Raw genomic sequence first — 24,318 nt, 5'->3', positions numbered from 1 at the left:
TATATTTTATGTCGCGTTATTCAATTAAAAATTTATAGATAACTAAATAAGGGGCAATTTCAAGTGCGCAAAGATACAAAATAAAATAAAACAACTTGCTGATAATCAATTTTTGATAATTTTTCAGTAGAAAAATTAATACAATGAGGTTATAGATGATGAATACAGAAAATACTGAGAAAAATACAAACTTGTTGTTATAATCGTAGTAAACAAGCATCAAGTTGATCGGAATGAGAATTAATCCAAATAGGTTCCGCGCGTTGATTTTATGAAAATTATAAATATTTAAATAGGGCTCAATATCTAAAATAACAGCGATTATTTTTTCAATAATATATTTTATAATGATAAAAAACATCATAAATGAGATGATTTTTACAAAAAGGAATGGTGCCGTTTGTAAATGTGGGCGGAAAAAAGTAGCGGCAACATATCCAAATATGGAAAACGAAATAACTTGAACAAGAAATAGCAAAGAAGTAAATCCGTTGATTGTGTTTTCTTGTTTTGCTTCAAACCGATTTTGATACTTATTTGAAAATAGAAATACTAGAAACAAGCTAAACTGTTTTCTAAAAATAAAACGTGTGACCACCAATAAGCACAACATTGTCACAAATAATAGCGTGAGCCAATCTTTAGAAATAACAGTTCTTTCAAAGGTTTCTAACATTTGGTAAAATTAACAAGTATGTTAAATAATACATAAAAATTTAGCACAAAATACGATCCCTATTCACAGAAGGTATAATTTGTTTACTTTTGTTCGCATAATTTTAGAAAATGTCAGACGCAATTGTTGTCATACCAACGTATAATGAAATTGAAAATATAGAAGCAATCATTGATGCGGTTTTTGCACAAGAGAAAGCTTTTCATGTTTTGATTGTAGATGACAATTCTCCCGACGGAACACATAAAAAAGTTATTGAACTTCAAGAAAAATATCCTACGAAACTTTTTCTTGAAACTCGAAAAGCCAAAACAGGTTTAGGAACAGCGTATATTCACGGTTTTAGATGGGCTTTGCAGCGAGATTATGAGTATATTTTTGAAATGGATGCAGATTTCTCGCACAATCCAAAAGATTTAATGCGTTTGCTAGCTGCTTGCCAAGAAGAAGGCGCTGATGTGGCAATAGGTTCTCGGTATGTAAAAGGCGTAAATGTGGTCAATTGGCCTATGAATCGAGTGTTGATGTCTTATTTTGCATCAAAATACGTACGATTCATTACTGGAATTCCAATTCATGATACGACTGCAGGATTTATCTGTTACCGTAAAAAAGTATTAGAAACTATTGGTTTGGATAATATTCGCTTTGTCGGATATGCTTTTCAGATAGAACTCAAATTTAAAGCATGGAAATTAGGTTTCAATATCAAAGAAGTTTCTGTTATTTTTACCGATAGAACCAAAGGAGAATCCAAAATGGACAGTTCTATATTTTCAGAAGCAGTTTTCGGAATTATCAAGATGAAAATCCGAAGCATGTTTTCTCGAAAATAAAGTTTTAACTATGAATTTTTCATAAAGATCTCTTGAATTTGTTTTGAGACACTAGAATAAAACACAACACAATGCATAAAATACTACTAAAAAACGCACAACTCGTTAGTGAAGTCGAAGTAAAAACGACTGATATTTTAATTGAAGGTGAACGAATTGCTAAAATTGGAACGAACCTCTCTGAAGAAGCCGATGAAGTAATTGATGTTGCAGGAAAACATGTTTTTCCAGGAGTCATTGATGATCAAGTACATTTTAGAGAGCCAGGATTAACGCATAAAGCAAATATTGCTACAGAATCAAGAGCCGCAATTGCTGGTGGAATTACTTCTTTTGTAGAAATGCCTAACACAAATCCGCAGACAACGACAGTTGCTAAAATGCAGGAAAAACTAGACATTGCAAAAGAAACAGCGTATGCCAACTATTCGTTTATGTTTGGTGGTACGAATGATAATTTAGATGAAATCTTAAAAGTAGATCCGACACAAGTAGCTGGATTAAAACTATTTTTAGGTTCGTCTACAGGAAATATGTTAGTAGATGACGCAGCAGTATTAGAAAAAATATTTTCAAGTACCAACATGGTCATTTCTGTACATTGTGAAGATGAAGCAACAATTCGAAAGAATTTAGCAGCATACAAAGACAAATTCGGAGACGACATTCCAATTGAGTATCATCCAATTATTAGAAGCGAAGATGCATGTTATATATCATCTTCTCGCGCTATAGAGTTGGCAAAGAAAACGGGCGCACGTTTGCATGTATTTCATTTATCAACAGGAAAAGAAACTGCATTGTTTGACAATTCAATTCCTTTAGAAGAAAAGAAAATCACAGCAGAAGTATGTGTACATCATTTATGGTTCTCTGATGAAGATTACAAGAAAAAAGGAACGCATATCAAATGGAATCCTGCGGTAAAAACAGCAAGCGATAGAGATCAATTATGGGAAGCTTTATTGGATGATCGTATTGATGTGATTGCAACCGATCATGCGCCACATACCTTAGAAGAAAAAAGTAATCCATATACAAAAGCACCTTCTGGCGGACCATTAGTACAACATGCATTAAATGCAATGATTCAGGCACATAAACGAGGAAAAATTTCTCTAGAGAAGATTGCTCAAAAAATGTGTCACAATCCAGCACGATTATTTCAAGTAAAAGACAGAGGTTTTGTTAAAGAAGGTTTTTATGCAGATTTAGTAGTGATCGATTTAGAAAAATCTTATGAAGTTTCTAAAGACAATGTATTATATAAATGTGGTTGGTCACCGTTTGAAGGAACAACTTTTGATTCGACCATAACACATACATTTGTCAATGGAAATTTAGCGTACGCAGAAGGAACAATTTCTGAAAAGCGTCACGTAAAACAATTAGAATTCAATAGATAAGAAAAGCAGTTTGATTGATATTATTTTGATCATAAAAAATGCCAGCTGACTATTGATAAATTAATAAAAATAAACAGATGAAAAAATACTTAGCGTGCATGTTAATTGTCGTATTGGCAACAGTTTCTTGTAGAGAAGAAGTTGTGTCTAAGCCAGATAATTTATTATCTAAGGAAAAAATGGCAGCTATTTTATACGATATTACTTTGATTAACTCTATTAAAGGTGTTAATAAAAAGAAATTGGAAGACAACAATATGCATTTAGATTCTTATTTGTACGTAAAACATCAAACGGATAGCTTACAGTTTGCATCGAGTAATAATTATTATGCTGTACATCCTATGAAATATGATGAGATTTATGCAATGGTACAAGCGCGATTAGCAAAAGAACGAAAAACTGTTGGAGAAGATTTAAAAGCGGAACAAGCACGTAGAGATTCTATTCAAAAAGTAAATAAAGAAGAACGAAAAAAGAAAATTGATACTGCAGCAAGGGCAAAGCTTTTGCAGCCTGTTAAAAAGAGATAAAGTATATATTCAAACAAAAAGTCCTTGTAATCAAGGACTTTTTTTATGTCTTTATCTAAATCGATTTATGCTTTATAACGTTCAGTGACGCGCTCAATAGTTTCTTCCAAAGGTATAAAGGTAAAATTGAGTGCTTTTTGAATTTTACCACTATCAAAAAATGATTGTGATTGTATTGATTTTGCGGTCAATCGTGTTAACTTTCTTCGTTTTCCAGTAAAAAGTTGTCGCCACCAATCCATTCGCCAAGCAATTCTTAATAAAAATGGACTTGCTTCTTTTTGAGGCGCTTTTACGTTTAATGCGTTTGCGGTTGTTTGTGTGAATTTTTTCAGCGACCAGTTTTCGGCAACTAAAATAAAACGCTCGTTTTTAATGTCGCTATTCATGAGTTGAATCATTACGGAAACAACATCTTTTACGTCTACATAGCTCAGAATTCCACTGGTGTAATATTTTAAACCTTTATCAACAGTTCTGATCAGTGAGCCGCTTCCTGTTCGCCAAAATCCAGCACCTAAAATAATAGCAGGATTTACGATGACAATATCTAAACCTTCTTGCGAACCGCGCCAGACTTCCATTTCAGAACCATATTTAGAAATGGCATACACATTATTATCGGCTTCAGGATTCCAGTGTGTTTCTTCGGTAATAGGAACTGTCGGATCTTCATTTTCGCCAACTGCGGCTATCGAACTTACAAAGCAGAGTTTTTTGATGCCATTAGAAATACACAAATTCACAATGTTGGCAGTTCCTTCAATATTCACTTTTCGAAGTGTTTCAAAATCTTTCGGATCAAAGGAAATTAATGCAGCCACATGATATACATGCGTGATTTCAGGAAATACAGCTTCCAAGGATGGAATATCAATTACATCAGCTTTGTGCCAATCAATCTTATCAAAAAAAGAAATAGGTTCCTCAAAATAATATGCAAATACGTTTTTAACAGCTTCCAACTTGTCAACTGTTCTGTAAATAGCTTTAATTTTTGTTTCTGTTTTAGCTAAATATGCCAATAAATGCGCGCCAACCAATCCAGTTCCACCTGTAACTAATATCATGCTACTAAAATAAACTTTTTTCTTTTCACTTTTATATCTTTGCGAAGCTTTAAAAAGAATATACAAATGAATAGCAATTTAGTAGAAGAATTACGTTGGAGAGGAATGATACACGATATCATGCCAGGAACAGAAGAACAATTGAATAAGGAAATGACGACTGCGTATATTGGATTTGATCCTACATCAGATTCATTACACATTGGAAGTTTAGTGCCTATTATTTTGTTGATGCATTTATATAAGTCTGGACATAAGCCAATTGCTTTGGTTGGTGGCGCAACAGGAATGATTGGTGATCCTTCAGGGAAGTCAGATGAGCGTAATTTATTGACAGAAGATATTTTGAATCATAATGTAGCAGGAATCAAACGTGTATTGTCTCGCTTTTTAGATTTTGGTGGAAGTGAAGCAAATGCGCCAATTTTAGTGAACAATTACGATTGGATGAAGAATTTTTCTTTTATCGATTTTGCACGTGATGTTGGAAAACGAATTACGGTAAATTACATGATGGCGAAAGATTCTGTAAAAAAACGTGTTTCTACAGAAGGCGCAGGAATGTCTTTTACAGAGTTTACATACCAATTGATTCAAGGATACGATTTTTACCATTTACACAAAGAACACAATTGCTTGTTACAAATGGGCGGATCAGATCAATGGGGAAATATTACCACTGGAACTGAATTGGTGCGTAGAATGAACACTGAAGAAGGTGCCAAAGCGTACGCAATGACATGCCCTTTAATTACAAAGGCTGATGGAACGAAGTTTGGAAAAACAGCTGGCGGAAATGTGTGGTTAGATGCAGATAAAACGTCTGTATATCGTTTTTACCAATTTTGGTTCAATGCTACGGATGTAGATGCTGAAAAGTACATTAAAATCTTTACCTTTTTAGATAAAGAAACGATTGATCAGTTAATTGCAGCACATGCAGAAGCTCCACATACACGAACATTGCAAAAACGTTTAGCAAAGGAAGTAACTACGCTTGTACATGGAGAAGAAGCTTTAGAAAATGCCTTAAAAGCAACAAATATTTTATTTGGAAAATCTACTGCAGAAGATTTTAAACAATTAGATGAGCAAACATTATTAGATGTTTTTGAAGGTGTTCCGCAAGCGGAAATTGATCGTGCTGATATTGAGGAAGGTTTGGATATGATTGCAGCTTTATCTGCAAAAACAAGCTTCTTAAATTCTAATGGAGATGCAAGAAGAGCTTTGAAAGAGAATTCTGTGGCAGTAAATAAAACGAAAGTGAAAGAAGATTATAAAATCACAACTGCTGATTTGATCAATGATAAATTTGTAACCATTCAACGCGGAAGGAAAAAGAATTTCTTGTTGATAGTGAAGTAGGTCGCCTTTGTTTATTAGATATAAATATTATAATGTCCCAATAAAAGATTTTATTGGGATATTTTTTTGTGATTTAAGTGTAACGATTTTTAGAAAAATGTTGTGAAGATCACCTACGATTGCTCGTAATTTTTTCACTTAGCTTTTCAAAGTATACTTTTTGTAATTTGCTCCAAAGTCCAGAGGTCATTTTTGATTTGTAAGTAATGCCAGTTTTACGGTCTACGATATAGAATTTTTTTACTCTTCGTCTTTTTTCAAAGGAAGGAGAATTAAAGTCAGGGACGGTATAATGAATATAATCAAATTTAAAAATGTATCTATATTTGGAGATATCTCTATATGTTTCGTTTTTAGTAAACTCTTCTTCTGTTAAGAATATGTAATCATCTTTGTAAAATTTCTTCGCATTCTTTTTTAAATAACGATTGTATGATCTGTGATACAGAAAGAAAATCATAGTTGTATTTTCTTTTCCCAGATCAGGTGGAATTGCACCATTTTCTTCTGTAATGGATTTTCTGGCTTTTGCTTTCACAAGAACTCCGCATGAATTCATTAAAAAAGAAGTCGTTACGAGCGTTAATAATAGTATTGTTTTAAAAGATTTCATGTATAAATTATTTTGGACAAAGGAAATAACTTTTACATATATCATAACGACACTTTTATTGCGTATTTATAAACCATCAACAAAAACAATTCGTAACTAAGATTGTGCTGTATTTTCTTCAGTAGTGAATCCAAACAACAAATGGTATAAGAAGATGTTAAACAATTTCATAGAACATTTTTTTATTTCCCCTAATTCATTTCATTTTTTCCTCAATTCATTTTATAGCTATTTCAAAAACTGCATTGTCAAGATACTTTTGGAGTGTTATTAATATTGAATTACGATAATTATGAAAACCATTACAACACTTTTAATCATTTTGATTTGTTCGATTAGTTTTGGACAAAATTTTACAGGCAAAATAATTGACCAACAAAACCTACCTATTTCATTTGCTAACATTGTAGTAAAAGATAAAGCCGATAATTCACTAATTACAGGTGTCATTTCTGATGAAAACGGGGAATTTTCTATAAGTACAAAAAAGGAAAATGTGTATTTAGAAATTAGTTTTGTCGGATTTAACACTAAAAAGATATATCCAACTCAACCAAATATCGGAACCATCGTTTTAGAGGAAGATGGACAGCAATTACAAGAAGTAGTGATTACAGCTCGTAAAAAACTCATTCAACAAAAGGTAGATAGATTAATTTTTAATGTAGAAAATACAGTTGCAGGTACTGGTGGAACCGCAATTGATGCGCTAAAAGCGACACCAAGTGTAAATGTAGATACAGACAAGTTGGCCATTGTAGGAAAAGGAAATGTGCGTGTAATGGTTAATGATCGAATGATACAATTATCAGGAAATGAATTAAACGCTTATTTGAGTACGATCGCATCTGATGATATTAAAAATATTGAAGTGATTACAACACCTCCATCAAAATATGACGCAGAAGGGAATAGCGGACTTATTAATATTGTACTAAAAAAGTCAAAAGAAAATAGCTGGAATAATCAATTCAGAACTTCTTATACGCAAGCCACATATTCATTGTTTAATTTTGGAAATACATTTAACTATAACAAAGATAACCTAAGTGTCATTGCTTCTTTAAATGGAACTAAAGGACATTCAGCACAATTTAATGAATTTGATATTATTTATCCATCTGCTTCAACTGCAACAAATCTTGATATGAAAAATAAAGAAAACTTGATTTCAGGAAGGTTAGGAGTAGACTATAATGTAACAAATAACGCTACTGTTGGAATTTTATATTCAGGTTCGTTTGAAGATAAAGGTATCGCTGATGGTGGAGTAACACGAATAAATGATGGTAATGGGACGTTTACTGTTAATGAAGGGAACGCTGAAACCACAAGAGAAAATCACTCGATAAATGCACATTACATTCAAAAACTAGATACGCTTGGTAGAAAATTATCTGTAGATGTTGATTATTTTAATTTTAATAATTCTTCCAATAGGAATTTTAGCAGTGAACAATTTATTACAAACCAAAGTTATTTTGAGGCGGAAAATAGCACGAATCAAAAGATTAAAAATTACAGTGCAAAAATCGATGTGGAACATCCAAGCAATTGGGCAAACTTCTCTTACGGAGTAAAAACTACATTGACAAAAACAGATAGTGATGTAGCGTTTTATAATAGGACTACAGGAACACCAATTTTTGACCCAACACAGAGTAATACCTTTATGTATTCTGAAAATATTAATGCAATATATGCAGACATGTCCAAGCCATTAGGCGAAAAATGGCAAACAAAAATTGGAGTTCGTTTTGAAAACACACGTACAAAAGGAGTTTCAGAAACAAACAATCAAACGGATGTCAATACGTATAACAAACTATTTCCATCTGTGTTTTTAGGGTATAACCCAAGCAGGGAAAATATGTTTAATTTGAGTTATAGTAGAAGAATTCAGCGACCTAGTTTTGAACGCTTAAATCCGTTCCGTTTTTACATCAATTCAATTTCGTATCAAGAAGGAAATCCGTTTTTAAAGCCGCAAATTTCTGACAATTTAGAGTTACAACACATTTACAAAGGAAAGCTCATCAGTAAAGCATTTGTAAGTTATGTAGATGATGGATATTTCAACATTATTAAAGCAGAAGATGGCGCACAACAACGCATCGTAGTAACATTTGATAATTTTTATACTGCTTACAATTACGGATTGACAGAAACTTTTCTATACAATCCAACGAAATGGTGGAATACAACAACGCAAGCAACTTTGTCAAAAATGGACACACGCTATAAAGATGGATTTAATTTAGATGCTGAGTTGTTAAGCAAATGGAACTTTCAATTTTATAACCGAAATGTATTCCAATTAAACGAAGCAAAAACTGTGCAAGCAGAAGCAACTTTTATATATGCGTCGCCACAAAAATTGATGTACTTTTCAGTGTCAGAAATGGTGAATCTTGATTTAGGATTAAAGTTTTCATTACTAGATAAAAAACTAAACTGCGCAGTAGCTATAAACGATATATTTAGGCGAAAAGCAACAAGTGTAAACACCAAAACAAATGGAATAGATCAAACTTACTATAACTATTTTGATACGAGAAGCGTGAAAGTTAGCTTAAACTATAGCTTCGGTAACAAAAAAATAAAAGTGAAGCAACGTAATTCTGGAAACGAATCAGAACAAAACAGAGCAAAACAATAACCAACATACAATAAGGCTGTTTAAAGTATTTGATACTTTAAGCAGTTTTATTATAAACGAAAGATGTATTTTGTAAACCTAAAATCATAAAGAAGTGAAGATTTTCAATCAAAAAATAAGTCTAAAACATGTTTTAGTTGTATTGGCATTATTGTTTATAAGTAATGGTGTTAAAATTTTTATTTTCTACTATGTTAGAATCAAAGGAGATATTGATTTTTATGATTATTACCATCATATCACTATTTTATTATTTTCGATAATTTCATTTATCTCAGTATTTGTCTCTTGGAAACTCGTGAATAGAATAGATACTTCAAGAACAATTTTAAAATTTATAAAAGTCTATATTTTATCTTTTATATTATTTAACAGCGTTGGAATTGTTATCGATTATACGCTTTGGATGACATTTAATGGAGATTCGTATGATTATGCAGCTAGATTTTTTAATATGCTAACAATTACGATTTTCTTTAGTGATGTTTTTGCGCTTACTTCTGCATTTTTATATTTCAGGCAATCACAAAAGGCAATGTTAGAATTAGAACAAACTGAAAAAGAAAAAACAACCTTACAATCGCAAATATTACAAAAGAATCTAGAGCCACATTTTTTATTCAATAATTTGAGTGTTTTATCAGGTTTGGCAAAAAAGAATCCTGAACAAATGGAAGATTTTATTGATGATTTTTCAGATGTATATCGTTACTACTTAAAGCACGGAAAAAAGCAATTAGCTGAGTTGAAAGATGAATTGTCATTCTTGAAAAATTATATGAATTTAATGGGAAAACGCTTCGGAAACACGTATCAAATTGAAAATAGTATAGAAAATACAGCCGGATTTATCATTCCGTGTTCATTACAATTGTGTGTGGAAAATGCAATAAAACATAATAAAGGAAGTGAAGGAAATCCGTTGTTGATTTCGCTTTCGCGGAAAGAGGATACAATTGTGATACAAAACAAACTAAACAAAGTAGATTTTACACTCGGAACAGGCACGGGAAATGAGTATCTGAAACGTCAATATCAAATCAATTTTAATAAGGATGTCATTTTTACGGAAACTGACACTGAATTTATTGTTGAAATCCCGTTAATCTCTAAAATATGAAAGTATTAATCATAGAAGACGAAGCTATCAATGTTGAAATCATTTCAGACCATGTGCTGCGATACAACGACAAAGTCGAGATAGTAGCTTCATTACAAAGCAAAGAAGAAGTTGAAAAATGGTATGAAACCAATGAACAAGTTGATTTGGTATTTTCTGATATTGAATTGCTAGATGGAAACGTATTTTCTTTATTGAAAACCAATATTATAAAATCTCCAATTATTTTTACAACTGCTTATAATACTTTTTATCAAGATGCTTTCGATGTAAACGGAATTGCTTATTTACTAAAACCCATCAGCTATAACAAGTTCTTGAAAGCAATGGAAAAGTTTGAAAATTTACAAAACAAAGAGCTTGATTGGAAGAAAATATCAGAGACCATTCACGGATTAAATAAAGATTACAAAGAGCGAATCATCATAAAAACCAAAACAGAGATAAAAATTCTAAGTACAAAAAATACGGTAGCAATTTTATCTAATTCTGGAAAATGTATCGCGATTGATGAAAATGGAAAAGAAAATGAATTTCGCCATAAGTTATCTGATTTAATAAAGGAGTTAAACCCAAAAGAGTTTTTTCAAATTAATCGTGGTGAAATAGTGAATATTAACTTCATCGAAAAAATTGAACCTTACTTTGGAGACAGATTGGCAATTTCCATCAAAAACTACAAACAACATTTAATTACAAGTGCGTCTACAACAAGCGAATTTAGAAAATGGATTGAGTAAAAAAACTTGTAGATCTAGTGTTTGTGTTGCACTTTCTCTTCAGTTGAATTTTCTTTGAATTACAGATTTTTTTAAAAAAAGAACCCTGAATATGCTGTAGTAGGAGCCATGTTCAGGGTTTTGAATTTATTAAATAACTAAACTAATATAAGATGTTAATCTCTATAGTTTGTTCGTGTAATTGCTAGAAACCTTTCAGTGTAGGTGTTAAAAAACCATTAAATTACAGCCTCTTATGTCTGAATGATCAAAACGACCGAGAATTTCGAAGGTATTATCTGTATATACTTTTCCCAAATCTTGTGTGGCAATAAAAGCACATGAGTTGATATTTGCCAAATCAATGACATTGATGCCGCCAGATTTTCCTTTGGGTTGAAGTGTTAATGCATCTTCAGGATCGCGGGTGAAGATTTTCATCCAAGGTGGCGTTTTAAAAATTCCATCGCCATTAGAATATCCTTGCGAAAGCAATTCGGTCATTCCGTATTCCGAATGAATTTTGTTTACGCCAAAACCTTTACAAAGTTGTTGATGGAGTTCTGCGCGAATCATTTCTTTTCTGCGACCTTTCATGCCGCCAGTTTCCATAATAATTGTATGTTTCAGTTGAAACTGTGTCGTTTCAATCAAATCTAACAAAGCAAATGAAACACCGATCAGTAATACTTTTTGTCCTTCTTGATCGAGTTTTGTGAGTTTTTCTGTGAGTCCTTTTAAATCATCTAAATAGAAACCACTTTCAGCATGTTTACTGCGTTTGATGAGGTCGTTTGCCATGTAGACTAATGACGAGTCTTTTCGTTCTAAATAGTTTGGTAAAAGCGCTAAAACGACATATTCTTCGATGTTTCCATAGAAATATTCGAATCCTTTTCGGTAGCTTTCCTCGTAGATAGCTATATCTGTAACAAGGTGTTTGCTTGGCGTACTTCCTGTAGTTCCTGAACTTGTAAATGTTTCCTGAACAGAATGATGGTTAGAAACTATTTCGTGTGATTTGAAAAACTGAATTGGAAGAAATGGAATGTCTTCAATCTTTGTAATTTCGCTAGGATGTACATAAAGTAAGTCGCAAAAAGATCTATAGGTACGATTATTTTCAAATTGATGCTGAAATGTTTGAAACGTTACAGCTTCGAAAGAAGCTTCGTCTTGTATATTGAAAATAGCGTTGGGATTCATGATTGTCTACTGAGAGGACAAAAGTAACTAAAATAAAGGAAAATCAGGGTTGCTTTTGTTTTACAATGTACTTGATGTGATTTTTTCAAGTTTATCTTTTGATAAGAGTTCACATTCAAATTTACTCCAGATAACATCAGGCTTCATGTATGCTTTCGTACTATCTGTTTTATATCCAACATAACCAATCATCCAGTCTTTATTTGCGTATAAATGTGGTTCATATACTTTAAATTTAAAAATTAGAAAAGTTGTTCCATTTTGTAATTCAACTGTTTCTTTGTATGTTATTTCGTTTGGAAAACTGTCAAAATCATCATGCATGTCTAACCGGTTCGCCAAATAACTTTCCGAGGATTTTTCAAGGGTTAATAACGCTTTTGGAAAGGCGTTAATTTTATTAAATTTTTCTAAAGCCTCATATACTAAAGTTCGATGTTCTAAACTTTCCGCATACTTTTTTAGTATAGCTACTTTAGGATTATTTCCTTTTTTTAGTTGTGTGTAAATAGCTCTGATTTTGTCAAACTTTAAATCGTCTCCTGTCAACTTAGCGATGCGTTTTCTGTTGAAAACTGTGCGGATCACAATAAAATACACAGATACGATTAGGATAATTCCAATAAGTAATTGTACTATTTCCATAACGCTTCCTGAGTCTTCCATCTATCTGTAGATTTTTAAATTAGAGATATTTTTAAATATAAAAAAAGCATCTTGAAAACTCAAGATGCTTTTAGTATGTTTTGTATTTGGTAACTTACTTAATTACTAATTTCTTAGTTGCAGATTTACCATTTTCTGTAATTTTAACTACATATACTCCTGATTGTAAACCAGAAACATCTAATCTGTTTGTGATTGTAGTATTGATTACTTGTTTTCCGATAATGCTATATACTTGTACATCTTTCGTGTTGTTTGAAGCAGATGTAATTGTTACTGTAGTTCCATTTACTGGGTTTGGATACATGCTGAAAGCAGAAGTGCTAAATTCTTCAGTGCTTAATGCATCTTCAATGTCGCTAGCGTATCTTGGTAATACTTGACGTGTTCCGTTAAATTCTCCACCTAAACCAATAATGTTAGAAGGCATTGTAGGAATCATTTCTCCAATAATATCTTCATCTCCGAAAGAAACTCTACAAACTGTCATATCAGTTCCACCGTTTACAGTAACATCATAGTTTGTGTTATCTGCAAACATTCCAGTGTCAGCGAAGTTTACGTCTAACAATCTGATTAATCTACTTTCGTAGTTTTCACCATTCATTAATAAGTCAGAAACTGTTACATCAATTGGAGTAATCATGTTTCCAGTTGAAGAAGCACCAGCTACATTTTGAGAAGGTACAAACTGAAGAACACCACTAAATTGAGATAACTGTCCTTGTAAACCAATAATTCCATCTCCAATGTTTAAAGGAGCGCTTAATGTTCCAGCAGTGTCATCAATTAAGATTCCTGCATTAGCATCTTGAATGTATTTTTGATTTCTTGTTCCTTCCGTTACGATGTAAGAGATTAATGCTTCACCTGTTAATTCGTAGAATTCACCAATAGTTCCAGCACGTAAGTCAGTAATGTTAGCTACTTGTGTAATACTTCCAACAGAGAAAGAAACCATTTTAGTATCAACTACTACGTTGTTTTCGTATAACTCAACTGTTACATCATACATTCCACCATCCATAGTAGGAATTGCGTAAGGACTTGAAACATCAACATCAGCTGGGTTCATGTTTACAGTAACATTTACATAGTTGTTAGCCATCATTAAGTCAACATTTTGAGTTACATACTCAAGGTCAACACTTGTAGTACCAGGTCCGAATGAGTTACCATCAGTTGGTGCAGTAATTGTAAGTGTTGGTACTGTAACTACTTGCTCAGTTACTGTATAGTCATCAATGTATATTACTGACATGTTTCCTGCAGCAGCCCAATTTGAAGAGATATCGTAGAAACGAAGTCCAAGATCAATTGTTCCAGTTGTAGTAGCAGAATACTCATATGTAAGTTCTTGCCAAGCGTTTAAGTTATCAGGATCTGAATATCCTTGGTATCCGTCAACAAATAGACGTGCTCTTGCTCCATTATCAGCTTGGTAAACCCATACGCTAACATCATATGTTTTTCCAGCTTCAACATTTACTGTTTGTCTGAAATCAGTATTACCTTGTGTTTGTGTAGTTACTGTGAACTTTGCAGAACTTGTTCCTCCATTAACAATTGTAGTTTCTTCTTCTACAGTTGTTCCAGCTTCACTTGTCCAGGTATCTAAAACGCCTCCTGTCCAACTTTCAAAATCTCCATTTGTTACAATTTGTCCGAAAGACAAAGAAGAAATTAACAATGCAACTAATAATAAGTAATTTTTGTTCATACGTTATATTTTAACTTTTATAATAATATATGGTGCAAATATACAAAAGAAGTCGAATTAGCGAAGTGTACTTACGTATTTACACGTTGTTTTAACCATTTGATAACAAAAGTATTAATCTAATAGACATAAAAAAACGCCTTCAGATGAAGGCGTTTTTTTACATGTATTTTTTTTGGAATTAGTTTCCTACAGTCCAACCTGCTCCCCAAGTAGCATAATCAGTTCCTGTTCCGTTTCCGTCTCCTGCAATTAAGTCAGCTTCTGTAAACATAACTCCTGTATCATTTTTAACTTTTAAAGTGATGTCAGTAAATAAGATGTCAGTTACTTGTGTGTCACCGTCAACAACTCCAGCTCCAGTTGGGCTATCAGTTGAATTTCCATCTAAGTCAAATCCTTCACCATATCCTTCTAAGACAACGTTGTTAAATATAGCTCTTGTTCCAGCTCTTAAACGAATCGCTTCACTACTTGTTCCTGATCCTAAACCTACAATGGTAAGGTTGTTTACTGTTGGTGCAGAGAAGAAAATTGGGTTTGAGTTGTTTCCGATATCTGTGTTGAAACCATCAGCTTCAATTCCTTTATCATGATCAGCTCCGTGTTGTACGTATGCGTTTGTGATCGTTCCAGTGTATCCTTCTGTCCAGTCGATAGAATCATCTTGAGCATTTACAACAGAAATGTAATCAGCATTTACAGTTCCACCAAAGAATTCAAATCCATCATCTTTTCCTTCAAATACTTGAACGTATTCTACAGTTGTTCCGTTTCCAACTCCGTAGAAAGAGATTCCATTATTTTCTGATTGACCATCAGCAGATCCACCAGAATATTGTACACGTACATAACGTAATGTTCCAGAGTTGTCAGTAGTATCAGTTCCACCGTAAGGTAAACTAGCGATTTCAGAAGTTGCAGTTGCAGTTCCAGATACAGAGTTGATTGGTGCATCACCTAAGATGATTAATCCTCCCCAATCTCCAGCAGCTGGTGCAGAAGCGTTTGATGTGAATACGATTGGGCAATCAGCAGTTCCTTGTGCATCGATAGTAGCTCCTTGAGAGATAGCAATGTATACATCAGATCCAGCAGCTAATGCTTCAATTGTCATACATGGAGGAATTGTTAATGTAGTTCCAGATGCCATGATTAATGACCCATTTACAACATAGCTGTTGTTTGCATCTAAAGTTAAATCTTCAGTATATGTTCCTGATAAGAAGATAGTTTCTCCACCTGTGTTTCCTCCACCAGTAGTATTGTTATTTGTAACACTGTTATCAGTGATATTGATGTCAGCAGTGTCATCTGATGCACATGAAGTTAAAGCTAAAGCTCCTAAAAGTGCAAGTCCAAATATTAAGCGATTTTTCATTGTGTTTGTGTTTTAATTGTAATTTCTTAATTGTGTTTGTTAGAATTTATATTTTAATTGTATTCCTATGTTTCTTCCTCTATCAAATCCAGAAACACCTTTTCCGTTTGTTGATGTTACTAAAACGTCTCCTCCGCTAGTTTCACGAACGAATTTGATATCTGGATTTAAGATGTTTTTCACACTAAAATTGATTTCAAACTTATCTGTGATTTTATTTTTTAAGATGAAATCTAGTGTTGGTACAGCTTTTTCAATGATGTTTCCTAACTGACCAGAACCTAAAGCGTCAATTCTGTCTGAGAAATAAGAGAATACTAAGTTTCCTGTTGGCTTGTAGCTTCCAAATGTAGGTGAGTAACTTACATCAGCATTTACAATAATTGGAGAAGCTCCTTGTAATTCTTCTTTGTCATTTCTGAAATTTACACTGTATGTTCCTTGAATTACATCAAATAAATCTTGTTCAGTGTGCATTAATGTTGTGTTGAATCCGGCAGAAAGTAATGTTTCCTCATCTTCATTTTGTAATAAGTTTTTTCTAAACTCTACTTCAACTCCAAATACTCTAGCTTCTTCACCTGTTCTGAAGTAACGTTGTGTTCCTGTAGCATCAAAAGCAACTACTCGGTTTACAGGATCTGAGATTTGTTTCGCGAAAGCTGATACTGAGAAGATTTCTCCTTTTCCATAAAACCATTCGTATTTTAAATCAAAGTTGATGACGTTTGAGTATGATACATCACTTACGTTTATAAAATTAGGATTACTTGATCCTAATAAATCAGGGTTACCACCAATTCTGTTCGTTACATCGATGTATACAAATGGTGCAGTTTCTTTAAATTCTGGTAATGAAACTGTTCTACTTGCAGAAAAACGTAAGTTTTGCTCTTCTGTTAATGCATATTTAATGTTTATACTAGGTAAAATGAAGTTTTCATAAGCACTTGCACTCGCGTTTCCATTGTTTCCTAAGTTGATTACGTCATAGTTAATACTTTGATCAAAAGATTCAACTCTAACGCCAGGAACGATTAACCATTTTCCAGCTTTTATTTCAGCATCAACATATCCTGCAAATAAATCTAAGTTTCCTTTATATGTGTTTTCTGCCGATCCAGGTCTGTTTGTGTTGCTTAATCCTGGAAATGTATTGATGACTTTGATTTCGTAAATTCCACCAGAAGTTAAGTTTAAGTTTGCAGGTGTAAATATGTTATTTAAGTTATTTACGTCAGTAATCGCAAAATCTGAATCGATAATATCATAACCATAACGAATATTTTCAAAGTTACGTTCTTTGCTTCTTGCGTTGTAACCAAAGTTCATTTTGAAGTTTTCGTTTGCTTCGTATTTTAGGTTCAAACGACCGTTAAATTCTGTGTCGTCAATGTCTTGGAAATAACGCTGATTGTCATAATCTACGTTACTAAAGAATGTTGGATTTGTTGTAGGATCATTATCCAACGCAAACTGATAGTTTTCAATACTAATACGCTTACGATCTGGTTGCTTAGCGTATACTACATTGTATCCAGCTGCCCAATCTAATTCAAATTTTCCTGATTTATGATTACCGATCAACTGATTAACATATACTTGGTTTTGATCAAACTGTGCATTCATTTGATAAAAACCTTCGTCTGTATTTAAAATAGCATCTCTGTTTCTACCTTTTCCGTCGATACCAAAATATCCAACTTCGTTTGTAGAACTGTTGATGAATAACGAATTGAATTTTAATTTATTCTTATCGTCAATTTTATAATTTACAGTTCCCATAGCAGTCGTTGTTGTACTATACTCAAACTCTTCTGCATCTTGGAATGCTTTCTTTTCTACGGTAGTAAAGTCGGTTGCTTCACCTCTTCTGTATTCGTATCCGTTCTCGAAAGAAACTGTTCCGAAAAGACTCAAACGAGAACCGTTTTCAAAGTCATATGATTTTCCTCCAGAAACTCCAAAGTTTACATTTATTGGAGCACTTACATCTTCTGGGTCAACTCCGTGAGATAAAATAACAGCGAATGGATTTTGATTGTGTCTTGCATAATCTCCAAAGAATCCAGAGCCTTCACTTACTACGAAGTCTTCTCCAATAGCATTCGTATTTACACTAGTTCCAGCAAATGCTTCTAAGTATCCTTTTCCTTTGTAGTCTTTTGAATTAATATTTACATTACCAGCAGCGAAGTCACCATATTGTTTAGAAGAATACGCTTTACTGATTGATACATTTTCAATAACATCAGAAGCAAATAAGCTTAACTCAATATTCTTTTTGTTAATATCATTTGAAGGTAATGGCAATCCGTTGAAAGTTGTGTTTAAGTAACGATCACCCAATCCACGTACATATACATTACTAGAACCTTCTTGTTTTGAGACTCCAGAAATCTTTGTTACGGCACCAGCAGCATCACTTACTCCTTTTCTGGCAAGTTCTTCAGCACCAATAATTTGTACAATATCTTTTGATTTCTTTTGCTCTAATAGCGTAGCTGCTTCAGATACTTTACGAGTTGTAGCTGTTATAATTACTTGATCTAAAGCTGCAGCATTAACAGACATAATTACATCAACATTTGTAATTTTCCCTGCATTTACAACTACATTTTCTATTTCTTGTGTCTTATATCCTACGAAACTAAATACCAATGTATAAGTTCCAGGAGCAACATCTTGAAGTTGATACAATCCATCTAAATCTGAAGTTGTTCCTTTAGAAGAACCTTTTATTGTAATATTAACAAAAGGAAGTGGATCATTATTAGTTTCTTTATCTTGCACTTTTCCAACAATAGAGCCGTTTTGTGCAAATCCTATTATAAAGGTAAAGAATAGGAGAATCGTAAGTGTAATTTTTTGTCTCATTTAGTTTTTATTTCACAGCGCAAAGAAATGAGCAACGTGTAAAGATGGCGTTACTTGCAGGTTAAAACTTTGTAATATGTATGTTAGCTTAATGTTATGATATTAAAAGAGTGTTAACAGCTTTCAATATTTAATTTTATCTTTACTTTTGTTGAGAAGTACATAATATAGTTATTGTATAAAAACAACAAAATCAACTACTTAAACTAATACGACACACGAATGAAAAAAAAGGACATAAAAATATTACTTGTTGATGATGAGCCAGATATCCTAGAAATTGTAGGTTATAATTTATCGTCAGAAGGATATCAATTGAGTACAGCAGCGAATGGAGTAGAAGCAATTGCAAAAGCAAAGAAAGTGAAGCCGCATTTAATTATTATGGATGTGATGATGCCAGAAATGGACGGAATTGAAGCTTGTGAAACTATTCGTAAGGATAATAATTTAGCAAATACCATCATTACATTTTTAACTGCTAGAGGAGAAGATTATTCACAAGTAGCTGGTTTTGATGCTGGAGCAGACGATTATATTACAAAGCCAATCAAACCAAAAGTATTGGTAAGTAAGGTGAAAGCATTGCTTCGAAGATTAAAGAAAGACGAAGAAAATGCACAAATTGTAACCGTTGGAAATATTGTCATCAATAGAGAAGAGTACAAAATTGAAAAAGAAGGTCAAGAAATAATTTTACCAAGAAAAGAATTTGAGTTATTATCATTATTAGCTTCTCGTCCAGGAAAAGTATTTAAAAGAGAAGAAATTTTAGATAAAGTTTGGGGAAATGAAGTCATTGTTGGTGGACGAACTATTGATGTACATATTCGTAAACTCAGAGAAAAAATTGGAGAAAATCATTTCAAAACAGTAAAAGGAGTAGGTTATAAGTACGTTCAATAAATCCATGACAAGAAAACTCAAAAAATCGTATCGTTTTGCGCTTCGATCGTCGTTGTACATTACTTTATTTGCAACCACGATTCTGACGGCATTGCTGTACTTTTTTGGGATTAAAAACGTACTAGTTCCCATATTATTCTTTGCACTCTGCTTTACGTTTTGTTTCTTTATTTTACAATTTCGCGTAGAGCGATTTATCTACCGAAGGGTAAAAAAAATATACGATGATGTAACGTTGTTGGATGTGAGTGATTTTCATAATTACCCTATCACAACCGACATGGCAACACTTACTAAAGAAATTGAAAAGTTTGCTACCAATAAGAAACTCGAAATTGAAACCTTAAAGATTCGAGAGAATTACCGAAAAGAGTTTATTGGAAATGTTTCGCACGAATTAAAAACACCATTATTTACTGTGCAAGGTTATATTTTAACCTTGCTTGACGGTGCTATGGATGATAAAGCTATTCGTAAAAAATATCTAAATAGAGCTGGAAAAGGCGTAGAAAGACTTATTTATATTGTGAAAGATTTGGATATGATTACCAAATTGGAAGCAGGTGATTTAAACCTCGATACTGAGGAGTTTGATATTATTGAATTGGTGCAAAGTGTATTCGATTTGTTGGAAATGAAAGCGGCTAAAAAGCGTATTTCATTGGCTTTTGATATGAATTACTCAAAACCAATTATCGTAAAAGCAGACAAAGAACGTATTCAGCAAGTACTGACAAATTTGATTGTAAACTCTATCAAATACGGACGTGAAAACGGAACGACAGAAATTAGTGTTGAAAACCTCATTAGAAATAAAGTAATTGTGCGTGTTACCGATAATGGAGAGGGAATAGAAGCTGAAGATATTCCACGTTTATTTGAGCGTTTCTATCGTGTGGATAAAAGTCGTGCGCGTAAAGAAGGTGGCTCTGGGTTAGGACTTTCTATTGTAAAACATATTATTGAAGCGCACAATGAACGTATATATGTAGAAAGTGAATACGATGTAGGTTCAGAGTTTTCATTTACCTTGGAAAAGGTGGAATAAAGCTGCATAATCTTCTTTATAATTAAACTGACTCAAGCCTTTAAAATCCTTAACTCGTTCTAATTGATCAATAGTAAATTTCTCTTGAGTTGCGGTTGGAACTAATTGTTGTTTTTGTAAACGTTTGGCTAAATATTCTTGTTCAAATTGTCCTGGAGTTGGAATAAAAAAGGCTTTTTTATTCAGCTTTGCCAAATCCATTACGGTTGTATATCCTGAACGACTCAATACCAAAGCACTTTCGTTAAATGCTCTTTCGAGTTCGTCACTTTGCATAAAATTTACTACTTCGCAGTTTAAAAATTGAAAATGTTCCTGTTTGGCTTCAATCTTACCACGTACAAACAATACTTTACCTTCAAAATGTTTTACTTCTTCAAACAATTTTTCTTCTAGCATGGTACGTTGCGGTTCTGGACCAGATAAAATCACCATTAAATCGTACACAAGAGGCAATTCTTTAGCTTCCAATCTGCTCAAAGGTCCAATATATTGTAATGGCAAAGCATGATTTTTTAGATGCCCTAATTTTCCAGAAAGATTAGGTTTTCCAGCCACATCAGGAACCCAACATTGATCAAACTTTTTTATAATGATTTGATGAATTTTACTGCTAAACCAAGTAGTTGTACCACTCAATACATTCAATTGATGCGTAATAAAAACTGAAGGTACTTTTTTACTATACACGCCAAGTCTATTGTCTGAGATAATTCCGCAAAAATCACGTGACTTTACCAACTTCTTAATGATTTTCTTCTCTTTCGCAATAGCTTTTAGCATTTTAGGAGAATCTTTCAACATTTTAAGTTTAAAATTCTTGCCCTTTTTTGCATATTCTATCTGATAATCTGGAAGTGTAACCGTTTCTAGTTCAGGAAATTCTTTCTGTAATAATTGTAAAGCAATTCCATCTGAAGCGATTACTGGTGTAAAACTTTCAGCCAATAAAGCTTTAATAATAGGAATGCATCGTGTGGCATGACCTAAACCCCAATTTAATGGAGCGACAAGAACGGTTTTTGAATTCTTCATAAAATCAAAGATAAGAATATTAAAAGGTCTATAAGTTTTCCTTAGTTTTGTCAAAATATTAAGAAAACATTGTGGGAAGTAAAAACAAACTAAAACGCTTTAGAGAAAACGATACGTTTTCAAATGTAATACAACCAACGCGCGAAGAAATCGTAACCGCTCAATTTCCATACAAAGGAAAGTGGAACAGTGATTTCTTTAAAAATGATGCGCCAATTGTGTTGGAATTAGGTTGTGGGAAAGGAGAATACAGTGTCGCATTGGCGAAAAAATTTCCAAATAAAAATTTCATCGGTATAGATATTAAAGGAGCGCGTTTTTGGAGAGGAGCAAAAACTGCTATCGAAGAAAATTTGAATAATGTTGCTTTTATCAGAACTCAAATAGAATTGATTGAAGGTTTATTTGAAGAAAATGAAGTTTCTGAAATATGGATAACCTTTCCTGATCCGCAGATAAAATACAAACGTACCAAACACAGAATGACCAATGAAGCGTTCTTAGCTCGCTATAAAAAAATATTAAATGCAGAAGGAACTGTACATTTAAAAACCGACAGTGAATTTATGCATGGATATACCTTAGGTCTTTTACATGGCGCGGGACACGAGGTTTTATATGCTAATCATGATGTGTATAAAAATGAAGGTAGTCCAGAGGAAGTTACTGAAATACAGACGTTTTATGAGTCGCAATATTTGGAAGTAAACAAACCAATTACTTATATTCACTTCAAAATCAAGTAATGACCGATCTCATTATTCTCTTTTTTGTTACATTTTCTGCAGCACTCTTAGGTGTTGTTCCGCCGGGTTTAATAAACATAACGGCGGCTAAGATAAGTACACAAAAAGGAAAATTGAACGGTGTTATTTTTGCTATTGGCGCTTCGCTAGTAGTATTGCTTCAGGCTTTTGTTGCGGTTATGATTTCTAAATATTTATATCATAATCAACAAATAATAGATGTGCTCTTAAAAGTAGCTTTAGTTATTTTTGGACTCTTAGGAATTTACTTCTTTATCATCGCTAGAAAGAAAAAGGAAAAGCGAATCCGCATGGTAAAAGTCAGCAAAAAAGGAAGTTTTTTTAAAGGAATCTTCTTAGCAATGTTGAATGTATTACCAATTCCATACTTTGCAGGATTAAATGCTTTGTGGAGAGTTTCTGGTTTAATGGAATTCAGTACGTTAGATATTGCTGTATTTATATTTGCTGCTGGCTTAGGAACGTTTTCTATGTTATATATGTATGTGTTTTACTTTGATAAATCACAATCACAATCGGGTCAGTTTTCAAAATATTCAGACTATATATTGAGTATATTAATGTTAGTTTTAGTAATTATTACACTCATTCGTATATTTTATAATCAAGAAACTGTTGTATGAAACCAGAAAATCAAAACTTCTTTGAGCGCGTGTACGAGGTTGCTCGCTTAATTCCATATGGAAGAGTAACAAGTTATGGTGCGATTGCCAAATATTTAGGAGCCGCTAGAAGTGCTAGAATGGTAGGCTGGGCAATGAATGGTTCTGGGAAATATGAAGATGTGCATGCACATAGAGTAGTAAACAGAAAAGGATTATTAACAGGAAAACACCATTTTCAAGGAACAAACTTAATGCAACAACTCTTAGAAAGCGAAGGTGTAGAAGTTATTGATAATCAAATTCAAAACCTCGATAAGTATTTTTGGGATCCTAGTAAAGAATTATAAACCCCATAAAAGCTTTTCTCCTAAAAAAGCAATTACAGGGTTTCATCTACACAATTAAATTAATATTATTAATCTGTAAGATCGTCTATTTTACACTCATTTCCAGGTTGAGAGATAAGAACACCAAAGGTATCTCCATTATTATTAGTTGTTGGATACTGATTAGGATCATGTGTTCCTGTTGAGTTACTTGTTGTAGTAGGATCTCCTGTTTTACAGGTTTTTGAAGTTCCGCCGCCGCCAATAACACTATCACCGCCAACAATTGTATGCATATTCTTAAGAGAAACGATACTTACTTTGTTTAAATTTAATTTTCTTTTCTTTTTCATTTGTTTTTTTATTTAAGGGATTTGCAATAAGACAAGCTAGCATTGTCATTTAAGTTCAATAAGCAGAATACAGTTTATTTTTAGGAATCAAATCTTAACCGCCTAATGTATTATCAGTATTACAATTTGTATCCGCACCACTTAAAAGTGGGTCTGGTGCTTCAGAAAATGTATTACTTGTGGCTTGGTATTGTCCAGGGTCATGTGTTCCTGTTGAGTTACCTGTTGTAGTATCTATGTTTCCTGTTTCGCTATCAGATTTTGTGTCGCAAACACCACCTGCAGCTTGCGAATTATTACCACCAAAAATAGTGTGTAAGTTTTTAATCGATACAATACTTACTTTGTTTAAATTTAGTTTTCTGTGTTTTTTCATTTTAATTTTTATTTAAGGGATTTCTACTCAGCAAACATAGACTGTTTTTTAA

At 32.9% G+C, this 24,318-nt stretch carries 23 protein-coding genes; 12 read left to right on the top strand and 11 right to left on the bottom strand.

Going from position 1 to position 24,318, the window contains the following annotated elements; translation table 11 throughout:
- Positions 1-16: 16 nt before the first annotated feature.
- The gene (locus ACOQOS_RS11975) at positions 17-613 is read right to left on the bottom strand and encodes a DUF4271 domain-containing protein (RefSeq protein WP_420575143.1); all 597 of its coding nucleotides are present in this window, start codon (positions 611-613) and stop codon (positions 17-19) included.
- 173 nt (positions 614-786) lie between these two features.
- On the opposite strand from ACOQOS_RS11975, the gene ACOQOS_RS11970 reads away from it, so the two are divergent.
- The 3 genes from ACOQOS_RS11970 (at position 787) to ACOQOS_RS11960 (ending at position 3,451) form a co-directional block, all read left to right on the top strand.
- Positions 787-1,512, top strand: a complete 726-nt coding sequence (locus ACOQOS_RS11970) for a polyprenol monophosphomannose synthase (RefSeq protein WP_420570694.1) — start codon at positions 787-789, stop codon at positions 1,510-1,512.
- Between the two features lie 71 nt (positions 1,513-1,583).
- Entirely contained in the window at positions 1,584-2,918 is a 1,335-nt protein-coding gene (locus ACOQOS_RS11965; RefSeq protein WP_420570693.1) for a dihydroorotase, read from the top strand.
- 77 nt (positions 2,919-2,995) lie between these two features.
- The gene (locus ACOQOS_RS11960) at positions 2,996-3,451 is read left to right on the top strand and encodes a DUF4296 domain-containing protein (RefSeq protein WP_420570692.1); all 456 of its coding nucleotides are present in this window, start codon (positions 2,996-2,998) and stop codon (positions 3,449-3,451) included.
- Positions 3,452-3,516: 65 nt separating this feature from the next.
- Here the strand turns inward: ACOQOS_RS11960 and ACOQOS_RS11955 are convergent, their stop codons facing one another.
- Positions 3,517-4,521 (bottom strand): NAD-dependent epimerase/dehydratase family protein, encoded by a 1,005-nt coding sequence (locus tag ACOQOS_RS11955; protein WP_420570691.1) that lies wholly within the window; start codon positions 4,519-4,521, stop codon positions 3,517-3,519.
- A gap of 66 nt (positions 4,522-4,587) precedes the next feature.
- On the opposite strand from ACOQOS_RS11955, the gene tyrS reads away from it, so the two are divergent.
- Positions 4,588-5,889 carry a tyrosine--tRNA ligase gene (gene tyrS / locus ACOQOS_RS11950; RefSeq protein WP_420570690.1) on the top strand — a complete coding sequence of 434 codons (1,302 nt, stop codon included), beginning with the start codon at positions 4,588-4,590 and terminating at the stop codon, positions 5,887-5,889.
- Between the two features lie 109 nt (positions 5,890-5,998).
- Here the strand turns inward: tyrS and ACOQOS_RS11945 are convergent, their stop codons facing one another.
- Complete coding sequence (locus ACOQOS_RS11945; RefSeq protein ID WP_420570689.1) at positions 5,999-6,502, bottom strand: hypothetical protein; 504 nt, start codon at positions 6,500-6,502, stop codon at positions 5,999-6,001.
- A gap of 292 nt (positions 6,503-6,794) precedes the next feature.
- On the opposite strand from ACOQOS_RS11945, the gene ACOQOS_RS11940 reads away from it, so the two are divergent.
- From ACOQOS_RS11940 to ACOQOS_RS11930, 3 genes are all read left to right on the top strand, one after another.
- Positions 6,795-9,161, top strand: coding sequence for a TonB-dependent receptor domain-containing protein (locus ACOQOS_RS11940; RefSeq protein WP_420570688.1), 2,367 nt, complete (start codon positions 6,795-6,797; stop codon positions 9,159-9,161).
- 94 nt (positions 9,162-9,255) lie between these two features.
- Complete coding sequence (locus tag ACOQOS_RS11935) at positions 9,256-10,281, top strand: sensor histidine kinase (protein ID WP_420570687.1); 1,026 nt, start codon at positions 9,256-9,258, stop codon at positions 10,279-10,281.
- Positions 10,278-11,021 (top strand): LytR/AlgR family response regulator transcription factor, encoded by a 744-nt coding sequence (locus ACOQOS_RS11930; RefSeq protein ID WP_420570686.1) that lies wholly within the window; start codon positions 10,278-10,280, stop codon positions 11,019-11,021. The genes ACOQOS_RS11935 and ACOQOS_RS11930 overlap by 4 nt, the downstream gene beginning before the upstream one ends.
- Before the next feature lie 207 nt (positions 11,022-11,228).
- Here the strand turns inward: ACOQOS_RS11930 and ACOQOS_RS11925 are convergent, their stop codons facing one another.
- The 5 genes from ACOQOS_RS11925 to ACOQOS_RS11905 form a co-directional block, all read right to left on the bottom strand.
- Entirely contained in the window at positions 11,229-12,206 is a 978-nt protein-coding gene (locus ACOQOS_RS11925; RefSeq protein ID WP_420570685.1) for an acyl transferase, read from the bottom strand.
- Between the two features lie 60 nt (positions 12,207-12,266).
- Positions 12,267-12,872 (bottom strand): hypothetical protein, encoded by a 606-nt coding sequence (locus tag ACOQOS_RS11920; RefSeq protein WP_420570684.1) that lies wholly within the window; start codon positions 12,870-12,872, stop codon positions 12,267-12,269.
- A 94-nt stretch (positions 12,873-12,966) separates the two neighbouring features.
- The gene (locus ACOQOS_RS11915) at positions 12,967-14,592 is read right to left on the bottom strand and encodes a T9SS type A sorting domain-containing protein (protein ID WP_420570683.1); all 1,626 of its coding nucleotides are present in this window, start codon (positions 14,590-14,592) and stop codon (positions 12,967-12,969) included.
- 181 nt (positions 14,593-14,773) lie between these two features.
- Positions 14,774-15,973 carry a multidrug transporter gene (locus ACOQOS_RS11910; RefSeq protein ID WP_420570682.1) on the bottom strand — a complete coding sequence of 400 codons (1,200 nt, stop codon included), beginning with the start codon at positions 15,971-15,973 and terminating at the stop codon, positions 14,774-14,776.
- Between the two features lie 39 nt (positions 15,974-16,012).
- Complete coding sequence (locus tag ACOQOS_RS11905) at positions 16,013-18,850, bottom strand: TonB-dependent receptor domain-containing protein (protein WP_420570681.1); 2,838 nt, start codon at positions 18,848-18,850, stop codon at positions 16,013-16,015.
- A gap of 222 nt (positions 18,851-19,072) precedes the next feature.
- On the opposite strand from ACOQOS_RS11905, the gene ACOQOS_RS11900 reads away from it, so the two are divergent.
- Both ACOQOS_RS11900 and ACOQOS_RS11895 read left to right on the top strand, forming a co-directional pair.
- A complete protein-coding gene (locus ACOQOS_RS11900) occupies positions 19,073-19,756 on the top strand; it encodes a response regulator transcription factor (protein ID WP_420570680.1) in 684 nt (227 codons plus the stop codon).
- 4 nt (positions 19,757-19,760) lie between these two features.
- Complete coding sequence (locus tag ACOQOS_RS11895; RefSeq protein ID WP_420570679.1) at positions 19,761-20,804, top strand: sensor histidine kinase; 1,044 nt, start codon at positions 19,761-19,763, stop codon at positions 20,802-20,804.
- On the opposite strand, the gene ACOQOS_RS11890 is transcribed toward ACOQOS_RS11895, so the two are convergent.
- The gene (locus ACOQOS_RS11890) at positions 20,778-21,839 is read right to left on the bottom strand and encodes a glycosyltransferase (RefSeq protein ID WP_420570678.1); all 1,062 of its coding nucleotides are present in this window, start codon (positions 21,837-21,839) and stop codon (positions 20,778-20,780) included. The two genes, ACOQOS_RS11895 and ACOQOS_RS11890, sit on opposite strands and share 27 nt — an antisense overlap.
- A 71-nt stretch (positions 21,840-21,910) precedes the next feature.
- Here ACOQOS_RS11890 and trmB point away from each other — a divergent pair, with 71 nt between their 5' ends.
- The 3 genes from trmB to ACOQOS_RS11875 are packed head-to-tail and all read left to right on the top strand — an operon-like array spanning position 21,911 to position 23,558.
- Positions 21,911-22,585 carry a tRNA (guanosine(46)-N7)-methyltransferase TrmB gene (trmB, locus tag ACOQOS_RS11885; RefSeq protein WP_420570677.1) on the top strand — a complete coding sequence of 225 codons (675 nt, stop codon included), beginning with the start codon at positions 21,911-21,913 and terminating at the stop codon, positions 22,583-22,585.
- Entirely contained in the window at positions 22,585-23,229 is a 645-nt protein-coding gene (locus ACOQOS_RS11880; RefSeq protein ID WP_420570676.1) for a lysine transporter LysE, read from the top strand. Before trmB ends, ACOQOS_RS11880 begins: the two co-directional genes overlap by 1 nt.
- Entirely contained in the window at positions 23,226-23,558 is a 333-nt protein-coding gene (locus ACOQOS_RS11875; RefSeq protein WP_420570675.1) for an MGMT family protein, read from the top strand. The genes ACOQOS_RS11880 and ACOQOS_RS11875 overlap by 4 nt, the downstream gene beginning before the upstream one ends.
- A 68-nt stretch (positions 23,559-23,626) precedes the next feature.
- Here the strand turns inward: ACOQOS_RS11875 and ACOQOS_RS11870 are convergent, their stop codons facing one another.
- Complete coding sequence (locus tag ACOQOS_RS11870; protein ID WP_420570674.1) at positions 23,627-23,890, bottom strand: hypothetical protein; 264 nt, start codon at positions 23,888-23,890, stop codon at positions 23,627-23,629.
- Between the two features lie 94 nt (positions 23,891-23,984).
- The gene (locus ACOQOS_RS11865; protein ID WP_420570673.1) at positions 23,985-24,266 is read right to left on the bottom strand and encodes a hypothetical protein; all 282 of its coding nucleotides are present in this window, start codon (positions 24,264-24,266) and stop codon (positions 23,985-23,987) included.
- Positions 24,267-24,318 lie beyond the last annotated feature (52 nt).

It is taken from the genome of Kordia sp. (genome assembly GCF_965224175.1).
In the GTDB taxonomy this organism is placed as follows: Bacteria; Bacteroidota; Bacteroidia; order Flavobacteriales; family Flavobacteriaceae; genus Kordia.
This window is presented reverse-complemented; position numbering and strand designations above follow the sequence as displayed.

What these genes read in the sequence shown, in the direction of transcription:
- ACOQOS_RS11975 (WP_420575143.1), bottom strand. Translation starts at nt 613, where the DNA reads ATGTTGTGCTTATTGGTGGTCACACGTTTTATTTTTAGAAAACAGTTT.
- ACOQOS_RS11970 (WP_420570694.1), top strand. Translation starts at nt 787, where the DNA reads ATGTCAGACGCAATTGTTGTCATACCAACGTATAATGAAATTGAAAAT.
- ACOQOS_RS11965 (WP_420570693.1), top strand. Translation starts at nt 1,584, where the DNA reads ATGCATAAAATACTACTAAAAAACGCACAACTCGTTAGTGAAGTCGAA.
- ACOQOS_RS11960 (WP_420570692.1), top strand. Translation starts at nt 2,996, where the DNA reads ATGAAAAAATACTTAGCGTGCATGTTAATTGTCGTATTGGCAACAGTT.
- ACOQOS_RS11955 (WP_420570691.1), bottom strand. Translation starts at nt 4,521, where the DNA reads ATGATATTAGTTACAGGTGGAACTGGATTGGTTGGCGCGCATTTATTG.
- tyrS (WP_420570690.1), top strand. Translation starts at nt 4,588, where the DNA reads ATGAATAGCAATTTAGTAGAAGAATTACGTTGGAGAGGAATGATACAC.
- ACOQOS_RS11945 (WP_420570689.1), bottom strand. Translation starts at nt 6,502, where the DNA reads ATGAAATCTTTTAAAACAATACTATTATTAACGCTCGTAACGACTTCT.
- ACOQOS_RS11940 (WP_420570688.1), top strand. Translation starts at nt 6,795, where the DNA reads ATGAAAACCATTACAACACTTTTAATCATTTTGATTTGTTCGATTAGT.
- ACOQOS_RS11930 (WP_420570686.1), top strand. Translation starts at nt 10,278, where the DNA reads ATGAAAGTATTAATCATAGAAGACGAAGCTATCAATGTTGAAATCATT.
- ACOQOS_RS11925 (WP_420570685.1), bottom strand. Translation starts at nt 12,206, where the DNA reads ATGAATCCCAACGCTATTTTCAATATACAAGACGAAGCTTCTTTCGAA.
- ACOQOS_RS11920 (WP_420570684.1), bottom strand. Translation starts at nt 12,872, where the DNA reads ATGGAAGACTCAGGAAGCGTTATGGAAATAGTACAATTACTTATTGGA.
- ACOQOS_RS11915 (WP_420570683.1), bottom strand. Translation starts at nt 14,592, where the DNA reads ATGAACAAAAATTACTTATTATTAGTTGCATTGTTAATTTCTTCTTTG.
- ACOQOS_RS11910 (WP_420570682.1), bottom strand. Translation starts at nt 15,973, where the DNA reads ATGAAAAATCGCTTAATATTTGGACTTGCACTTTTAGGAGCTTTAGCT.
- ACOQOS_RS11905 (WP_420570681.1), bottom strand. Translation starts at nt 18,850, where the DNA reads ATGAGACAAAAAATTACACTTACGATTCTCCTATTCTTTACCTTTATA.
- ACOQOS_RS11900 (WP_420570680.1), top strand. Translation starts at nt 19,073, where the DNA reads ATGAAAAAAAAGGACATAAAAATATTACTTGTTGATGATGAGCCAGAT.
- ACOQOS_RS11895 (WP_420570679.1), top strand. Translation starts at nt 19,761, where the DNA reads ATGACAAGAAAACTCAAAAAATCGTATCGTTTTGCGCTTCGATCGTCG.
- ACOQOS_RS11890 (WP_420570678.1), bottom strand. Translation starts at nt 21,839, where the DNA reads ATGAAGAATTCAAAAACCGTTCTTGTCGCTCCATTAAATTGGGGTTTA.
- ACOQOS_RS11880 (WP_420570676.1), top strand. Translation starts at nt 22,585, where the DNA reads ATGACCGATCTCATTATTCTCTTTTTTGTTACATTTTCTGCAGCACTC.
- ACOQOS_RS11875 (WP_420570675.1), top strand. Translation starts at nt 23,226, where the DNA reads ATGAAACCAGAAAATCAAAACTTCTTTGAGCGCGTGTACGAGGTTGCT.
- ACOQOS_RS11870 (WP_420570674.1), bottom strand. Translation starts at nt 23,890, where the DNA reads ATGAAAAAGAAAAGAAAATTAAATTTAAACAAAGTAAGTATCGTTTCT.
- ACOQOS_RS11865 (WP_420570673.1), bottom strand. Translation starts at nt 24,266, where the DNA reads ATGAAAAAACACAGAAAACTAAATTTAAACAAAGTAAGTATTGTATCG.